Genomic DNA, 16,914 nt, shown 5'->3' with positions numbered 1-16,914 from the left:
AAAGTGAGATGTTTAACAAGAAGCATCGATGCCTAGTCCCTTTCTGCAATGACGGAAGGGTTTTTGTTTTTTAAATGAAATCTATCGTTTTTGCATATGTTTAAAAACAACCTAATTAGGAGGTTTTGCTTGAATGGATCCTGAGAAGTTCGCTAACATTGTATCCAAATTCCCCTGCTTCTCCGTAGTTCCTCTCGAAAAGTGGCAAAATACAGGGGCTTCCATCATAAGTCTTTCCGCCCAACCGGTTCTGGAGGAGGGACACATTTTCGAACATGCCTCTTTCGTGTTACGGGGGAGTGTGCGCATCTACAAAATAAGCCCGTCTGGGAAAGAATTGACACTGTATCGGGTGAAAAGTGGCGAAGTTTGCGTCATTATGATGGCCAGCATTCTAGGTGAAACAGGGTACGAAGCGTTAGCGGAAACGGAAGAAGAAACGGAATTGCTCGTACTTCCCGTCGCCTTGTTTAAACACTGGATGGATACATATAAAGAGCTAAACCAATTCATTTACCGTCTGTTCATTAAAAGAATGATTTCGGTTACTAGTCTTATTGAAGATATTACGTTCCTTCCTATGGACCGCAGAGTGGCGGAACTGTTACTACGGAAAACGAATACCAATACCAATTCAGAAGCACCCCTGTATGCTACCCATGAGGCATTGTCTTTGGAATTAGGCACAGCAAGGGAAGTAGTAAGCAGGGTACTGAAGGAATTTGAGAGGCTTGGATGGATTCAATTGGGACGAGGTAAAATTTATTTGCTACAGCGCTCCGAGCTTGAACAGTTGGCTCAAGTAAAGTGATTATGTCACAGAAGCAAAGCGTTTTTATTCCTTAAAATGACCACAGGAGGGATGAAAACATGAAAAACGTCGGATATTTGGATCGAACTATACGATTCATAATTGGGATTGTTCTGGTATCAATGCTTGTATTTGTCGAAAGTACATGGAAATACGTAGGACTAATAGGTATTCCATTTATACTGACTAGTCTGCTAGGTACCTGCTTCGTCTATCGGATTCTTGGCGTCCGTACATGCTCTACCAAATCGTATTGAAAAGGAGGTAAATGATATGAAATCATACCTATCCCCAGCTAATCTACAACGGATTCCGGAATTAATCAAATTAAGTCCCGAGACAGCCGCTTCTTATTTTCATTTCGAGCATCAAGTTTATCAAACAGCAAATACGTTACCTCAAAAGACAAAGGAATTAATTGCCGTAACAGTAGCCCACGTAACGGGATGTCCCTATTGCATCGATGTTCATGTGAAAAAATATAAGGCTCTGGGAGGTACCATGGAAGAAATAATGGAAGCCCTTCTTGTGGCAGCATCAACCCGAGCCGGTGCCATTCTCAGCCACGGAGTTAACGCTCTGATATCCTACGAAGAAGGTGAGGAAAATAAGTCTCAAAAGGGATCTAATGATGTACCTGAGTGTTTTTGCTAAGTGTAGGAATTTTCTAGAGGATGTAAACCAAACTGAACTCCTATAATGCTTTGCATAGAATTATTGTAATAATCAAATCATAAAGCCTCCTTGAAAAGTGGAATGAGCATAGAGGAAATATTGGACTAACGAAATTCATAGGCTAAAACGATCAATAGGCTAACGAATATTTGTGGAGTGTATGACGGGAAGGAGCAATTGAATCCCGTCTTTAACTCCTTCCATATAGATAGATTGTTTATCCTGACTTAGCTGATCGCCTATGGCTTCTTCCCATTCGGATAGCAGACGTTGAATATCCTCGTTTTGGTCGGTTTTGAATTGATTCATTTGAGTGAATAGATTGTTGTCCTCAGATGAACATGAAGCCTGTTGTTCACTGGCGAGTTCTAATTGATAAAATCTCTGGCGTAATGCTTCTTGAAACCAATCTGGCCAATTTGACATTGTGTGCTTCCCCTTCCGTGGTTTGGGTGTGTGTATGTTAACTCTGATGGGGAGGGATGGCAAGTCATTGTTTGTGCAGTAAGTGGCTTGCTCTGTTACTTAGTTACTGATTAAGAACATATAAAAAGCTTATTCCTCCTCATGAATCAAGTTGAAATAAGCCTTTAGGAATATATCAAGTATAGCTGGATATCAAATAAAAAATCTCATTTTTTAGGACGGTGGTTTCGAATTAAATTCCATACTCCGAGTGGATTATAGAATGGATCTTCTTCCTCAAACATTTTGCACTTTTTATGCTTTAATAAATATATTGGAGAGCTTGGGTCTGTACTAAATGTTTCTCCGTCAGTGATCTTTGGTTTTTCTACAATATTATATAAACAAAATACCCTGAATAATGTGGACACTTCCGAGCCTGTTATGTTTTCAGATGTTATTTCTACATCAGGATAACCAAAGCTTTGCATGCCAGTAGTGTAAAATGTGTTTTCTTCGCGGGACATTTGGATAAATGCAGTAAATACTTGAGCAATGTCTCTACTACTTGTTATTTCTAACCATTCCTCTTTTGTACTTGCTCTTCCAGAAGATTCAACATTTACTGCGATTCCTCCTGCATGTAGTACTGCACTAGCAGCCTCCATAATATCCAAAACCTTTTCTATAGAACCACCCTCACCAAAAAGATAAATGATGCTTTTATGTTCATTTAATTGGTCGATGTGTTTCCTTTTAAATGAGCCATTTCCAGCTACTTCAAAAGCTTCTGCAACATAAGGATTATATTCACTCATGTCCACGTCAAAGAAATCTTTTGGATTTTTAAGGTTTCCGATATGGTTACCTGCATATATATAACCGTTTCCCTCTCGAGCCATTGCCTCTATAAATTCATTTCTTGTTTTCCAATAACCAGGTATTCCTAAAATAATCTTTGGTAAATTCATAGCAATATCACCTTATTTCGCAAAAATTTATACTCAACCCTATTAATCTTTATTCATCTTAATTTTTCTAAAAGGAAATTAGCCTTTTCTAAATATAAATCTGGATCGTCATCCTTAATCATCATTAAAATTTCTTTAATCGTCTGCTTAGTCGAACTTTCTAATTTGCCCAAAACTTTACCGTAAGAAATTACTAAATCTTTTGAATTTAAAAGTGTCCGATGGATTCTCTCTGCCCAAAATTCCGCATGGGGTAGCATCTTGGGAGTACCCAAAGCCAATTTGTATAAGCCATCTTCTAAATCATTACGTTTTGCAATATAAAATATAGTTTCGATAAGATAATCATCAGTTGTTGGTTCAGCAACTTCATCTTCGAAGATTGTACAGAGATCGGGAATTATATCATTCGTTCCTTCAAGGGACAATTCATTCAGAATATTCTCAAATACCTCTATATTGTCTCCCTCTTTTTCCATAAAGCGCATTTTATATAGTATATTAATTTTCTCATTCAAGATAAGGTTTCTCCTCTCTATTTAACACAACTGCTATTTGGACTTTCTAAAGATATTTAAACCATTGTGTTCATAATTTTTATAATAGTCAATATATTCCTGAATCCTTTTTCTAGTCGTTTTGTTATACAAACTATCTTCTTTGAGAATCCGCCTTAAATCATTAATATCAAATGCTAGGCCATCACGCGGCATCAAAGATTTATATAAAGTAAAATCTTCTGGTCTGGTTGCTTTACTTAGCCCATAGGTAAATGTTCTTCTATGTCTACCGCCCTGTCCTGGATGTGGGTGCTCTAGAAACATAGAATAGCTATCTTTAGTCTTAATACCAAACTCATCTTGCATGTATTTATTAGACGGCATATGGTGACCTGTTATATTATCGCCAGTTACATTAGGTAATTTCCCATATTTCCCATGATTCAATTCGTTCGGGAGCAAATCTTTGCTTGTCTGAGGTATATTTTGTTTCTTATCATTGGCAAATTTTTTGTAACGTTCATTGAGCCTTTCTTTAAGTTTATCATAATCTGTTTTAGCTTTACCCGTCCCCTTAGTACTTTTACCAGAGTACTCTCCTGATTCTAACGCATCAATCTGTTTTTGTCTCTCAGGTGAAATTTTTGCACTCGAACCTTTGGAATGCGGGACGTCAGGACCAGGATCATGAAACCGATAATGACCTCTATCTGTTGCGAGGATCGGTGATCTTTTAGTTATACGGATATTCATCTTTCGGGATATACTTTGCAAGTAACTCCCCAAGGATTCGAAATTGGTTGGGAGACGGATGGCGTTCGTTTTGAATTTTCCATTTCCCAGTTTAGCTACTTGTGCATCTAATTTTTCTGACCCTCTGAGAATGGTAGAAGAGGGAACATGTTTTTCGGATACATGTATTTTAGGATCTGGCAGATCAAGTTCGCGCGCGAGAGAAAGTGCTTTTTTGGAATCTCGTGCTGCTCCTAGACCGGGAATGAAGTTACTGGCTATATCCATCTTAAGGAGTTCTTCTCCGGCTTTAGTCTCTCCAATTTCATAGCTTTCTTCGGGCGTTCTGGTCAGTGGGTTACTGTAATTATTCGCTTTTAACGAACGTTCAAAAAAACTTGTATCCGCTTCTTTGAAGCTTTCAGTGGCCTTATGGAATTCATCACTAATTGATTTTTGTCCTGTGGAAAGATCATCTACGTATTTCACTGTACGTTCAATTCCAGCTAGGGTGGAATTGCGTTCAAGAATAGGTGCGACTTCTTTACCGCCATTCAATACTTTGTAAAGCTCACGAGATTGCTTATCTTGGGAGTCCGTAATTAATATATCTCCGACATCCACTATTGTTCCCCATAGTTCCTTCGCTGCATTAGTGAAGACATTTAGTGCTCCTTCAGCCCACTTATCCTCATTTAATAATTTACGCTGATGTATAACCTTTTCGAGCCCTATGGAATTTACCTGCTTCTCAAAATCAGACAAAAGCGGCTCAGGGTAGTATTGATGGAGGGAAGCTTTGAGTTGAATCTCCGAACTCACACTGTTGACTTCCTGTTCCAAATCCAGCGTATCGGTGGTTGTATTCAAGTGTAAGCCGTTGGTTCCTTTAAGCAGGATGCTACCTGCAGAAAGACTAAGACTGCCTGTGGCTTGAATTTGTATACGTTGGGTGCTGTTCAGGCTGACACCATGATGGGAGTTCATGGAGATGTATAGCGATCCTTCTTGTGCAATCATCGACAGTTCGGAGTTCCCTAAGGAAATTTCTTTTCCTTGCGGGTTCGCAAAGGATTTGACCCCGGGATCGGCAGTTTTACGCTGGTGGCGTTCTGCTGGTGATTCGACCACGGTACCATGAACTGCGTGAGATGAAGGGACGGCAACCGTAGATGGTTTCGTTCGTACCGATTGGATGACCATCGCATCGTCTTCGTCTGCACTTGGAAAATACAGCTTCACCTGCGCACCATTTTCCGGCATCAGATACCAGACCTGATTACCTTCGGCAGAATAGGGGAACCACTGGGCATCCTTGGGATTCTGCTGATCGTCCATATCCAAATGCAATCGAACCTGATTTCGGCTGACCTCCAGTATCTTTCCTTCAATGGATGCACCGATAATGGTTCGATTGTATATTTTAGGCACCTTTAAGCCTTGCGGCAAGGCGCATTCATACGACCAGGTCATCAAGCCACCAATCAATTGGCCTTCACGTTTGGTAATGACATAGGTTTCGTGATTGCGCTCAACTTCATCTCCCAGTTGCAGCATTTGATCCCATTCAAAGGTATACCGGGTGTAATCTCCAATTGTGGCCGATTTCCAGCCGTTCGCCTCCTGATCCAGATAGGGAGCAATCTTGCGCTGCAATGTAAAAGGAACCTCTTTCAATTGAATATGCTGCCTGCCCTGAGGAATACCGATCCAAATTTGCGCATGGTGTGAAACGATATTAGGAACGAGCAGGGCTCCTACATGCGAAGCTAACCGTTTTAAGAAGGTCCAATCCGTCTCCTGATACTGCATGATGAACTGGCCCGTTTCTTTTTTCTCAAAAGCTTCATCGATCTTGTCTGAGCCTTTATAATCAGCTAGTACTGCATCTACAATCTCCACATATTTTTGATGGATATGTTGAAAGGAGCGGTTTTTGAGCTGTGTATCCAGTTTAAAAGTATGAGAAATGACGTCGAGAGTCACCTTAATCTCATGATGTATGTGCTGCACATCTACGCGGTATAGTTGCCCGATGAATAAGGGATGCTTCTGGTCTTTGGCATCGGTATACCATAGCTCAACTTCGTCGTCGCTGCTTGCTTTCGTAATGATAGAGTTAACGAGTGAGGCTTCCATGCTGCCCGTGATCATTAGTCTGGCATGTTCCCCCAGCTCGTGACTCATGTGGATGCTATTAAGACGTAGTTTGCCATAGGGCCAGTTGACGTGCAAATGCTGATACGTAAAGCGATCTTTCGCTACGATGTTCATTACATAATCTCCTTGCTTGATAAATTCAACCATCCTGTCCGTCATCTATAATGGAGATGATTCCTCCACCACCTTGAACTGAAGAAGAAATGCCAGGTACACCTTGGCAGCTACACATTAAGGTCGAATTACTGAGCAGAGTAGGGGCACCCTCGATCAACACATCCTCTTTCCCGCCTGTCCACTTGGACCCAAACGCAATTTCTGGTTCACAGGGAAGACCCTGCTTCAATTTACACAAGCCAAAGGCATTGATTTTGCTAATATTCGCTCCACAAATGGCATCGTCCACGTTTAGGACGGGTTTATCTTTAATGTAGACACCGTGGCTGTACATCATATTGAGTACACCAGGGTCTGTACCTTGACTGCACTGTAACTTGGCTCCTCTTACCACATAGGAATGCTCTCCGCTGAGCGCACCTTGGGCCAGAGCCTTAATAAGTAGGGGTAAAAACATATAAGCAACCTCCTTGGATAAAAGGTAAACATTTAAGAAAGCTCCGACCATGTCGCGGTGTGCAGCATGGCATAGGTTAAGGGAACCCATAGGGGAGCATCCTCCAGCTTAAATTGGCAACTCCCGATCACAGCCTTGCCACACCAGGAACGCACAAAGACAATCTGATAATAGGGAGAGGGGGAAACTAGAAAAATAGCTTCATAACAGCCAATGATAGTATCTTGAATAGAAAGAGCCTTTTCATCCACGAGCTTCATACTTGGTTGTGCGCGACTCGTTTGCTCAATTATCTGTTTTTGATAGACTTCCACTTGCTCAGAATCCAGTTCTTGCCCACTTTGGTGCAGACCGAATAGGACTCCGCCCAGCTTGTCCTGGACAACGAAGCTTTTCGACGGATCTACCGTCTGTCCAGCCCGAACTTCCGGAATAAGAGAGTTAGGCAGGGAAATGGTGAGTTGATTTCCAAAAACAGGAATGGTTTGAAACCGAATTTCCTGTTTATTCGGTAGCGTTAGTGAGCCTTTCGAAATTCCCTTGATCGCTTCTTCAATCGATATCATCATCCAGCTTTCATCGTTCTCCGTTGTACTTAGTTGCTCTTTCAATGTTTGTTGATGATGCAGTTTCAAAAAAAATTCATCCCAATGCTCCGTCAAGGTTGAACCTCCTTATACAAGTTCTAGCTTCTGCAGCCGAAAACCACTCAAGCTCCGCCGCAGCAAGCTTTCAGCAGCCTCCAGGCTAACGATGAAATAAGGTTCCCTCACGTTGGACAGTCGAAAAAAATGGTGTCCATTCACCTTTTGGCTATCGAGAACAAGACGCTTTAGGGTTTGATCATGCGGGTAAAATTCAGTCTGCTCTGAAATACCATCCACAGAGGGAACAGATGAAATCCAATATAATTCCTGACGGCTAGGTTCCCGGTTCACAATATACACCTGCTTAAAACGGGCTTGTGTATTGTATAGTTCTAGAATCCGTTTCATAGGATCGGAAAATAGCGGTTGTGAGGTTGAAAACGGTAGCCAGTCCGTGTACTCGGCATCTTCTGTCGCATGAACATCTAAAACTTGAGCCGGAGGCATGCCAACAAATGGCGTTTTAAAAGAATCCATATTCACAGGTTTGATATGGCGCGAAACCCGGTTGTCGTCGACCAGCACATAATAATGGCGCATATACATTCCTCCTTACTCTGTCCACACGATGGATTGACGTTGTGCTTCATTCAGCTTCCAATGTTGTTGGTACTTTCGCGGGACAAGGGTTCCTTGCATCGAAGCCCCCTCAAAATACGCATGTTCAAACGAATGTACATCCGTAAAATCAGCCCCATCCAGATTGGCGTGTTCAAAACGTATCCCGCATAGCCCCGGTACTCGAACTCCGTGTTCCCGATACGGCTGTCCGCTGGCACTGGTGAAGTTAACACCTTTCAAATCGCTATATCTAAAATCCGTGTCGGTCAGTAGGCATCCCTGAAAGCTGCCTCCTTCCAGATTCGCTCGTTGCCAGATGCTCCCGATCAATATGCAGGTGTGAAACTGGCTTTCCCGTAAGTCACTGTGGCTAAAATCGTTATAGCGTAAATCCTTTTGGATCAAGTGGAGGTGGGGAAGAGAGAGCCGCTTTAGGTTTTCGTAAACATAAGGCTCTTCTTCACTGGATTGCATCAATTGCTCTCTCACATGATCTGCAAGAAGAGCTTCCCGATCTTCGACATATAGATTCTCGCTGATATCCTTGTACTCGCCCGTTCGGATGGCTAAACGATCAGCTTTATGAATGGCGAGATACTCAGGCATTTGAACCACTTCTGCCATCCCTAAGCGCAGGAGGGAGTTCACAAACTGGTGGAAAAAAGGAGCGGATTCCAGCATTAGTCGTTCAACGTCCACAGAAGTGATCGTCCCCATATATATTTTTCGTTCCTGCTCCAAGGTTTCCAACATGGCACTCATCGGTGCATAGGCCCATGACGCGTCATAGGTTAACTTACAATCCGAAACATCTTCGTACCATTCTGCTGAATAAGCCTCGACCATATATAGGTAGGATTGTTCAAGAATCTGCGTGCGCAAGAAAGAATAGTGGATATAACCAATCGGTTCTTTTTGACCTTGTTGCTGTATGCTCAGAATGTGTACACACAAATTCATGAACGATTCTTTGAAATCAGAGATCAGTTGAGCTTGGTAGCGATGAAACTTGGCTTCCAGCATGTCCAACTGAATGTCTAGCAAAGGTGTAAAATGATGTTCCTTAAAATGGTGTAATGCTGCTTGTTTATCCATCTACTAACCTCCCGTTAGTTCATCTTGATTTCCGTACCAGAGAAGGTCGTTTTATCATCCAGCGTAATGGTATTACCTTTACCAAATAGCTCGATTTTTCCGGCGGAAAGCTGGATGTTACCGGAACTCATAACGATATCGGAGGCTGCGCTAATGCTTACATTTTTCCCGCTTACAATATCAATGCCCGTTTTATCGTTAATGACAATGGACATGCCGTTGCCGGAGATGACGATTTGATCCGGGGCGAGCATGATTTCTTTGCCATATTTGGTTCGTAGTGTCTTAATGGCGGGATCAGCCATTCGATCCGGTGCAGGAGCTGCCGCAGACAATGGCACACTAGATTTTGGTCCGGTAGGTGAAGCAGAAGCTGCCGCATGTCCAGAAGCGGCAGAAGATTTTCTGGCGGGAGGCTGCGGTTCTCTTTTAACTGAGCTGATCGCGTACCCTTCTTCTTCCTTATAACTCGGAAAATAGATACGAATGCTGTCTCCGTCTTCAGGCATGCAATACCAGCCCGTGTTATCCGCAGATGCATAAATCGTAGAGTAGGGGAACCAGTAATCGGTATTTGGATCTTGCTGATCGTCCATATCGAGCTGGGCGCGGACTTTGTCCCGACGAACGCTCAGTACCTTGCCCTGAATGGAAGCACCGATAATGGAACGATTGTAGTCTTTAATAGGACGTAGACCGCTTCGTTGTGACAGCTTGGCGGTATGGGTCAGCACCCCGTCTTTCATCTCTGTCAGCACCTCAGCTACGATCAGCTTATGACCTTGAAAGGTTACTTCATAGCCAGGATCTAGCAACTTTTCCGTTTCAACTTCATACTGGATAAAATCGGCATCACGCACACCGGGGATATGGTTCTCCGAGGCGGTTTGGAAGTCAGCTACTCGTTTGGTTACTTTATAATTGGTAGCATGTATTTCTCCTTTGCTGAGTCCCATAGGTAGGCCAAAATAAAACTTTGGTACCCCATAACCCACCGCAGGAATGAGTGGCGAGTAGAAGTGAGACGCCATCCGTTTCAGAAATTGCCAGTCGGTTTCATCATATTGCATGATAAAGGTGCCGATAGGCTTTTTATGGGACACCATATCCATGGCTTCTGCTTTGGGGTAGCTAGATACAATACTTTCGATCAGCCCCGTGTAGGTGAGCTTGGGATTTTGAAAGGAGCGTTTATTCCGCTTGATATCCAGTTCATAAGTATGAGATATAGCTTCAAAGGTCAGGTAATGGATGCCATGAACGACCTTCTCCTCGACATCTAAGGCAATACCTCGAAACAAGGGGTGTCGGTTTCCATTTTTATCTGTGACAAAAGCTTTGACCTGAGTTTCTTCATCCGAAGCACGTACATACATTTCTCGCTTATCTTCCGAAATGATACCTGTACAAATCATGCGGGCATGATCATTAAATGTCTTCAGGATTTTAAGCTCGTGAAGGCGAACGAATTCATAAGGTATCACTTCAATATGACCGTAAGTCACGGTGTTTTCCATGTGAGTCTCCTTCTTGTAGTTGTTTTTGGTAAATTTCATTTAAAGATTTCCATCTAGCATATAATGTTATCATTAAATCCAGCATATGTATTTATCGGTTAAAAGAGATATTTATTTTACAGAATGACCCCATTGGTTGGGGTATTTACTATGTGTATTTTTGGAAGCAGGTGATACGGGAGGGAAATGTAGAGTAGAAAAAAGCATATAATAGGAGGAAACAGGGAGTATATCCTTTCCATCGTCTCGACACATGTGGAATCGGTGGCTTTGCTGGTTAGGAATGGTACAGATCGCTGATATTGCAGTGTTGGAGCGGGTTTTGAGAGTAGTACAGATGAATTGAAAGCTTGAAACAGTGGCGAGGAAATAGTAGAGTTGACCGATTGTTGACGAATTAATAGATTAACTAGGGAGATGCCTGATTCTTGAATCGGGCGTTTTCAATTATTGAGACAGAGGCTCGCCTCCCCTCACCTCCATTAGAAAAAACCGCTTAATAGCGGTTTTTTTGCTGTTTATCGGACTATTTGCAGACGGCTGGTAGACGAAAGGATTTTTAACATTATTTTAGAGAAGTGCTGTAGACGATATAGCATTAGACCAGGTAAACAATCTCATTGAGGGGTACTATAGCTATATTTGCAATCCTGTAGAACAGCAGGTAGATTCAACCCTTCAAATTTATTTTTTTTGTTTCATCACTTAAAAATCAATTATTTAATGGTTTGTGCCCGCGCATCGTTGCTCGGGACATAATGATTGCAGTAATCAAGATAATCAGAGCGGTAATCAGGCCGGATTCTCCGATCCAAATCTCAGATTGATTTCCTGTAGTTGCACGTGTGAAAGGCCCTTGAATAGTGGCATTCCATGTGGCATGGATGATGACCGAAGGCCAGACGCTGCCTGTGATTAATCGCAAACGGGCGGTAATAAAGCTGAATGGCACGATACATAGGTAGATGCCAAGCACGGAAAGAATGACAGACGATCCTGCGGCGTATAAACCGACAATCACGATTGGAACGTGCCACGTTGCCCAGATTAATCCGCTAATAAGAATTGGGCGCTTAACTTTGGCATCGACCAACCGTGTGAGCATATAACCTCGCCAGCCGAGTTCTTCCCCCATAACCGGGATCAAGTTGATCAAGCTTCCTAAGATTCCAGTCACAACGACTATTAAAACGAAGTGCAGCGGTGTCGGTAGATACTGCAGTCCAAGTAAATGATAGACCGGTTCTAACGTACCACCTTGAGGAAGTTGAAACACAGCCAGTCCGCTAAGCCAGGCAATGGAGTAAGTGATCCCACAGATGACCATAGGCAATAGCAGGGCTAATCCAATGCCTTTCCATATTTTCGTATTGTTAAGACTGAATGATACGTCTTTAAATCCCTCACGCAGTAGGATGCGCGCTAGAATGGAAGACAGTGCGGGTGTAAACATGTACACCACGATAAGTGGGATGCTTTTAGTCATGATTACTATTGTATTCAGGATAATACTAATGACGAATAAGATGCCTAGGTAGAGCCGAAGTCCTGTTCTGGCACGTTGGACTCGATCCTCGGTTCGTGGTGTTGCTGTGTACGATCTCATTAAAAATTCTTCCTTTCCAATGAATTAGTTAGCATGTCGAATCGATTGATATCTCTTCAAAACTCCTTTTCCATTTTTTATTCTAACCTTCTCTGTTATCGATTCGATGAAACCATTATCATTCACGGGTTGTCATCTCCGATAGTGAGGAACAGTAATCAAATTCTCGTGATGCTTGTCAAAAAAATTCATGACAGTTCGTAACTATGAAAAGTGATGGTGCATGAGTGACAATCGGATTATAGCAATTGATGCATGGTGTTAGCTTGCAGACCAATCTTGCTTAAATAATTCGATGGGGTGGAAACGATGAAGATGAATAAGAAAAAGATGTACAGTGGAATGGTTGCCTTGGTTAGTGCAGCCATACTAACAGCAGGATGCGCCGGGGACAAGGGAGCTCGACCAGTAGAAGTCGTCCAATCAGCACAACCGGTCGAGAATAATATCGTCAAATCGATTGAATCACAGGCAAAGCCGTTGAAGACGATAGACCCGACACAACCATTCGATGATCTAAAGCCGTTTGAGAACATGATTGGGAGTGCCCATTACGTGGGATTGGGGGAGAATACGCACGGAAGCTCCGAAATTTTCACCATGAAGTTTCGCCTTGTGAAATATATGGTCACCCAGATGGGCTTTACGAATTTCGGAATAGAATTGGATTGGGGAGACGGTTTAAAGCTGAATGAATACATACAAACAGGAAAAGGAAATCCAAGAGAATTTTTGAAACTATTGTATCCGAACGAGGAAATTATAGCCATGCTAAATTGGATGAAGGATTATAATGCTGATCCATCAAACAAGAAGAAAATCCAATTTATCGGGCTTGACTTGAAGGGGATGGATCAGAATACCTATAATCAAGTGTTAGATTATGTGAAGAAGCATCAGCCTGATGTACTGGCAGAAGTGGAAAAAAATTATAAAGATATGCCGGCTGTGACTGGAAGCTTGCAGGATTATATGAAGCTGACTCCAGAAGCGAAAGAAAAGTTCAAGGCTAACGCTGAGAACGTGGTCCGATTGCTCGATGGCAAGACCAAACAGGCAAATACAGAGAAAGATTCATCTGAGCTAATCTGGGCGAAAGCAACAGCGAAGGCGATAGAGAACTTCACAACCATGTTGGTGCCTAGTGACTATCCAAGTATGTTGAAGCTGCATGAACAATTTATGGCCGATCATTTAATATGGGCCCAAGAGGCATTAGGCGGTAAATCGATGATATGGGCACACAATGTCCACGTAGCCAAAGGCATTATCGATAAAAAATTCTACCCTGATGGATCAGGAAAATTTTTGAAAGAACGTTTAGGTGATGATTATGTCGTCGTTGGCAGCACAACGTCGGAGGGCCAGTTTACCTTATTCAGCGATGTCGCTTCTGGCAAGACTAAGGCGGAAACGATTCCACAGGATGTGAACAGTACCAATGATACGCTTGGAAAAGTCCCATATGATATGTTCTTGTTGGATAATCGCCATCTTAAGGGACAGGCTGATCAATGGGTCAAAGAGAAGCGGCCGTTGCTGAGCCTTGGGGGACAACTCGTCCCGAACGCGCCGGTTTACTTTGAAGCATCCCTGTTAGAGCAGTTCGACATTGTTTTCCAAATTCGCAAAACAAGCCCGTCCCATATGAAGTAAGAGCATGACGACAATCCCTTTCTTGGGCAACCGGGACAGGGATTGCTCCTCTTAAGGAACAGAATATGGTACAATCTGATAACAATCAGGTGAAGGATTGAGGTACTCTATGAAACAAATGATTATACGCTGGTCGTGGCCGGATTGGGTCGTATTTGGTATACGTATCGTATGGTGGATCACGCAAGTTATCGGCTTGTGCAGGAATTATACGAATGAATTGCCGATGCCACTTTGGGTAGCTATTGCGCTTTCCTTTGTTCCTTTCTCTATACCGTTCTTGCTTCAACAATTTCATCTGCGATGGTATTTGATTTCAGAGATTGTTTTATCGGGTGGTTTCGTTATTTTCTTAAACCTGTATTCTTTATCTAATGTATGGGGGTTTATCCCGATTGGCTTTGTTATCGGCATATTAAGCATTAACAAGTCCTCTCGATGGACAGCGTTTTTATCTATTGGGGTCGTACCGTTTATCGTCTGCTCCGTAACCGGCAAGGACTGGACGGAAATCCTCTTTAATGTCATGTTGAACTACGGGATCGTTTTTACATTAGGCTATGCTTTTCAATTAGCTATTCTCGCTCATAACCAAGGCAGAATCATTCGGGAGCAAAATCGTATTCTGAGGCAACACGTGGTCCAAATCGAGCAGATGACGTTAATCGAAGAACGTAACCGGCTTTCGAAGGAGTTGCATGATACGATCGGCCATACACTGACTTCCATTATTATGGGGATGGAGTCGTTACGTCCAGCGGTCACCGGCGATCACTTGGAGCGATTGGACGCCCTCCTGGACTCTTCCCGCAATGGGCTTGATGAGGTTCGGAAACATCTGCATCAGATGTCGATGTCCAGCCTCCATGCATCTTTTACCTCATCACTGCAAAAGCTGGTGAACAAATTTCAGGATACAACGGGCGTAGAAGTCAAGTTTCGTACAATGGGTGATGAATATTCCGTGCCCAATCAAATTAAACTGGCGCTGTACCGCTGTCTTCAGGAAGCGTTAACGAATGCGGCGCGTCACGGACAAGCAACATCCATTCAGGTTCAACTGCACTTCGAAAGTAAGCAATTGAGGATTCAAATTCAAGATAATGGAAAAGGCGCTGAACAGCTTCTGCCAGGCTTCGGACTTTCTACAATGAAGGAGAGGATGTTAGAGCTGTCAGGCCAGATGTCTGTCCATTCTGATCCTGATGAAGGGACTGTCGTCCTGTGTACCGTGCCAAGACATGAAAATTTGCAGAGCAAGATTCGGATTGTGCTCGTAGATGATCAACAGTTGATTGTAGACAGCCTTAGGATGATACTGGATGAACAAGAGGATCTGCAGATTGTAGGTACGGCGGAGAATGGGAAAGCCGCAATCGACTTGTGCGAACAAGTGCATCCGGATGTCATTTTAATGGATGTCCGTATGCCCGAAATGGATGGTATCGAAGCTTTGAAAGTGATAAAAGAAAAGTGGCCTGATCTTCGAGTTATTATCATGAGCACCTTCAGTGAGGTAGAACAAGCGGTAACCGTACTTCAGAACGGAGCAGTCGGCTATTTGTTGAAGTCTATCCAGCCAAAAGAATTAATAGAAACAATCCGGCTCATTCATATGGGGGGTACGTCTATTACACAAGAAATCGCGGAACAGGTGTTTGAGGAGATGAAGCAGCAAAGCCTGCGTCTAATGGAGGGGGGAGGATCTGTAGGATCTAATCCGTACGGATTAACAAGACGCGAGTTGGACATATTGGAGCAGCTTTTTCAGGGACTCCGTTACAAAACTATTGCTGCCAACATGATCCTCTCGGAAGGTACGATTCGTAACTATGTATCGATCCTCTATTCAAAGCTTGGGGTCAATAACAGGGATGACGCTATAAACAAAGCGCAAGAGGAGGGACTGCTTGGCAAGGCAAGCGCTCAATAATCTGATCGTCGTCGCTTTTGAGCGTCACTCATCTCGGATCAATTCATGGATTAGAAGCAGTCGTCTATGTAACACCCTCGAACAACCGTAGCGTCAATCGGCGGCGAATGTGGATTTGGCACACCACGGCTCGCTTCCACCATGTAGATTCACAACCGCATGAGGTTGTGGATTTTGCTTTTCATCGACACTTAGCTTTAGGATAAGCTCTGCATGCTCCTTGTAGACGATAACCTTCTCTACATAGCTGCTGATGAACTTCTTGATTTCGTTGATGTTCCGATCGGCTACATGATATTTAAGCGCTAGAAGCAGTTGTTTCAGAGAATTCTCTGTGACCGCTGCTTTTTAAATTAGGCATTATGTTGAGCGACTTGATGATCCGATCGAAGCTTTCTGCTGCTCCGGGCTCTCTAGCTTCTGCAGTAGCCTCAAGTGCGTCATGCCGCCAGCGATGGCATTGTCTTTCTGCTTCTCAGTCTCATGCATGCAGATTCTTTTCTAGCCTTGTTCCCTCGATCTTGTAAGACTCGTCCTTCTTCGCTTGAAAATCCCTTAGCTGCTTCGCGAGAAACGAATTGGCTTCATCGTTGAAATTCTTCTCTTGGAGCTGCGCCAGCATGTAAATTCTCAATGTACTCGCGTCGAAGCTCGGTGTTCTTACAAGCACAGTACAGGGTGATCTGCATCAAATTCAGTGGTTTCATACAGACCGTGGCAGTGAATTTAAAAATGAAAAGATGGACGAGCTTCTGGAAACCTTTGAGATCGGTCGTTCTCTGAGCATGAAAGGCTGTCCCTATGACAATGCCGTAGCGGAAGCCACCTACAAGGTCATGAAAACCGAGTTCGTAAACCAGATGGAATTTCAGAGCTTTCATCATTTGGAGGTCGAACTATATGATTACGTCAACTGATTTAATTAGCATCGCATTCACGGAACACTGGGATACATGACACCTGTTCAGTACCGCTAAGAGGCCCTTAAAAAAGCTGTCTGATTTACTGTTGACAATCCAACAACGTGCCATCCACTGTGCAGCCCTATCAATCTCATCCTCATGTTCTTTA

Annotated in this window: 15 protein-coding genes and 1 pseudogene; 6 read left to right on the top strand and 10 right to left on the bottom strand. The window is 43.1% G+C overall.

The genetic code is table 11. From position 1 onward, the window contains the following. Positions 1-133 precede the first annotated feature (133 nt). From JO375_RS24005 to JO375_RS23995, 3 genes are read left to right on the top strand one after another with little or no spacing between them, the layout of a single operon-like run. Complete coding sequence (locus JO375_RS24005) at positions 134-811, top strand: Crp/Fnr family transcriptional regulator (protein WP_229526815.1); 678 nt, start codon at positions 134-136, stop codon at positions 809-811. 59 nt (positions 812-870) lie between these two features. Next, positions 871-1,068 (top strand): YgaP family membrane protein, encoded by a 198-nt coding sequence (locus JO375_RS24000; protein ID WP_142613176.1) that lies wholly within the window; start codon positions 871-873, stop codon positions 1,066-1,068. A gap of 16 nt (positions 1,069-1,084) precedes the next feature. Next, a complete protein-coding gene (locus JO375_RS23995) occupies positions 1,085-1,465 on the top strand; it encodes a carboxymuconolactone decarboxylase family protein (RefSeq protein WP_229526814.1) in 381 nt (126 codons plus the stop codon). A 159-nt stretch (positions 1,466-1,624) separates the two neighbouring features. On the opposite strand, the gene JO375_RS23990 is transcribed toward JO375_RS23995, so the two are convergent. The 10 genes from JO375_RS23990 to JO375_RS23945 form a co-directional block, all read right to left on the bottom strand. Beyond that, positions 1,625-1,912: a hypothetical protein gene (locus tag JO375_RS23990; RefSeq protein WP_229526813.1), complete on the bottom strand. Its 288-nt coding sequence runs from the start codon at positions 1,910-1,912 to the stop codon at positions 1,625-1,627. A 206-nt stretch (positions 1,913-2,118) separates the two neighbouring features. Next, positions 2,119-2,862 carry a DUF4261 domain-containing protein gene (locus JO375_RS23985; protein ID WP_229526812.1) on the bottom strand — a complete coding sequence of 248 codons (744 nt, stop codon included), beginning with the start codon at positions 2,860-2,862 and terminating at the stop codon, positions 2,119-2,121. Between the two features lie 53 nt (positions 2,863-2,915). Then, on the bottom strand, positions 2,916-3,350 hold the full coding sequence (locus JO375_RS23980) for an Imm30 family immunity protein (protein WP_322098785.1): 435 nt from the start codon (positions 3,348-3,350) through the stop codon (positions 2,916-2,918). Positions 3,351-3,413: 63 nt separating this feature from the next. After that, positions 3,414-6,368, bottom strand: a complete 2,955-nt coding sequence (locus JO375_RS23975) for a contractile injection system protein, VgrG/Pvc8 family (RefSeq protein ID WP_229526810.1) — start codon at positions 6,366-6,368, stop codon at positions 3,414-3,416. Positions 6,369-6,393: 25 nt separating this feature from the next. Beyond that, the gene (locus tag JO375_RS23970; RefSeq protein ID WP_229526809.1) at positions 6,394-6,828 is read right to left on the bottom strand and encodes a DUF4280 domain-containing protein; all 435 of its coding nucleotides are present in this window, start codon (positions 6,826-6,828) and stop codon (positions 6,394-6,396) included. A 32-nt stretch (positions 6,829-6,860) separates the two neighbouring features. After that, complete coding sequence (locus JO375_RS23965; RefSeq protein ID WP_229526807.1) at positions 6,861-7,490, bottom strand: hypothetical protein; 630 nt, start codon at positions 7,488-7,490, stop codon at positions 6,861-6,863. Positions 7,491-7,502: 12 nt separating this feature from the next. Then, positions 7,503-8,015 (bottom strand): imm11 family protein, encoded by a 513-nt coding sequence (locus JO375_RS23960; RefSeq protein WP_229526805.1) that lies wholly within the window; start codon positions 8,013-8,015, stop codon positions 7,503-7,505. Positions 8,016-8,027: 12 nt separating this feature from the next. Then, positions 8,028-9,131 carry a pentapeptide repeat-containing protein gene (locus tag JO375_RS23955; protein ID WP_229526804.1) on the bottom strand — a complete coding sequence of 368 codons (1,104 nt, stop codon included), beginning with the start codon at positions 9,129-9,131 and terminating at the stop codon, positions 8,028-8,030. A gap of 14 nt (positions 9,132-9,145) precedes the next feature. Continuing rightward, entirely contained in the window at positions 9,146-10,648 is a 1,503-nt protein-coding gene (locus JO375_RS23950; protein ID WP_229526803.1) for a hypothetical protein, read from the bottom strand. A gap of 712 nt (positions 10,649-11,360) precedes the next feature. Further along, complete coding sequence (locus tag JO375_RS23945; RefSeq protein ID WP_229526802.1) at positions 11,361-12,254, bottom strand: type II CAAX endopeptidase family protein; 894 nt, start codon at positions 12,252-12,254, stop codon at positions 11,361-11,363. 315 nt (positions 12,255-12,569) lie between these two features. Here JO375_RS23945 and JO375_RS23940 point away from each other — a divergent pair, with 315 nt between their 5' ends. From JO375_RS23940 to JO375_RS23930, 3 genes and pseudogenes are all read left to right on the top strand, one after another. After that, on the top strand, positions 12,570-13,910 hold the full coding sequence (locus JO375_RS23940) for an erythromycin esterase family protein (protein ID WP_229526801.1): 1,341 nt from the start codon (positions 12,570-12,572) through the stop codon (positions 13,908-13,910). A gap of 109 nt (positions 13,911-14,019) precedes the next feature. Next, on the top strand, positions 14,020-15,843 hold the full coding sequence (locus JO375_RS23935) for a hybrid sensor histidine kinase/response regulator transcription factor (RefSeq protein WP_229526800.1): 1,824 nt from the start codon (positions 14,020-14,022) through the stop codon (positions 15,841-15,843). Between the two features lie 668 nt (positions 15,844-16,511). After that, positions 16,512-16,757 (top strand): annotated as a pseudogene (locus tag JO375_RS23930) (IS3 family transposase); the annotation flags it as partial. Positions 16,758-16,914 lie beyond the last annotated feature (157 nt).

It is taken from the genome of Paenibacillus farraposensis, assembly GCF_020736845.1.
Taxonomy (GTDB): domain Bacteria; phylum Bacillota; class Bacilli; order Paenibacillales; family Paenibacillaceae; genus Paenibacillus; species Paenibacillus farraposensis.
This window is presented reverse-complemented; position numbering and strand designations above follow the sequence as displayed.

What these genes read in the sequence shown, in the direction of transcription:
- JO375_RS24005 (WP_229526815.1), top strand. Translation starts at nt 134, where the DNA reads ATGGATCCTGAGAAGTTCGCTAACATTGTATCCAAATTCCCCTGCTTC.
- JO375_RS24000 (WP_142613176.1), top strand. Translation starts at nt 871, where the DNA reads ATGAAAAACGTCGGATATTTGGATCGAACTATACGATTCATAATTGGG.
- JO375_RS23995 (WP_229526814.1), top strand. Translation starts at nt 1,085, where the DNA reads ATGAAATCATACCTATCCCCAGCTAATCTACAACGGATTCCGGAATTA.
- JO375_RS23990 (WP_229526813.1), bottom strand. Translation starts at nt 1,912, where the DNA reads ATGTCAAATTGGCCAGATTGGTTTCAAGAAGCATTACGCCAGAGATTT.
- JO375_RS23985 (WP_229526812.1), bottom strand. Translation starts at nt 2,862, where the DNA reads ATGAATTTACCAAAGATTATTTTAGGAATACCTGGTTATTGGAAAACA.
- JO375_RS23980 (WP_322098785.1), bottom strand. Translation starts at nt 3,350, where the DNA reads ATGCGCTTTATGGAAAAAGAGGGAGACAATATAGAGGTATTTGAGAAT.
- JO375_RS23975 (WP_229526810.1), bottom strand. Translation starts at nt 6,368, where the DNA reads ATGAACATCGTAGCGAAAGATCGCTTTACGTATCAGCATTTGCACGTC.
- JO375_RS23970 (WP_229526809.1), bottom strand. Translation starts at nt 6,828, where the DNA reads ATGTTTTTACCCCTACTTATTAAGGCTCTGGCCCAAGGTGCGCTCAGC.
- JO375_RS23960 (WP_229526805.1), bottom strand. Translation starts at nt 8,015, where the DNA reads ATGCGCCATTATTATGTGCTGGTCGACGACAACCGGGTTTCGCGCCAT.
- JO375_RS23955 (WP_229526804.1), bottom strand. Translation starts at nt 9,131, where the DNA reads ATGGATAAACAAGCAGCATTACACCATTTTAAGGAACATCATTTTACA.
- JO375_RS23950 (WP_229526803.1), bottom strand. Translation starts at nt 10,648, where the DNA reads ATGGAAAACACCGTGACTTACGGTCATATTGAAGTGATACCTTATGAA.
- JO375_RS23945 (WP_229526802.1), bottom strand. Translation starts at nt 12,254, where the DNA reads ATGAGATCGTACACAGCAACACCACGAACCGAGGATCGAGTCCAACGT.
- JO375_RS23940 (WP_229526801.1), top strand. Translation starts at nt 12,570, where the DNA reads ATGAATAAGAAAAAGATGTACAGTGGAATGGTTGCCTTGGTTAGTGCA.
- JO375_RS23935 (WP_229526800.1), top strand. Translation starts at nt 14,020, where the DNA reads ATGAAACAAATGATTATACGCTGGTCGTGGCCGGATTGGGTCGTATTT.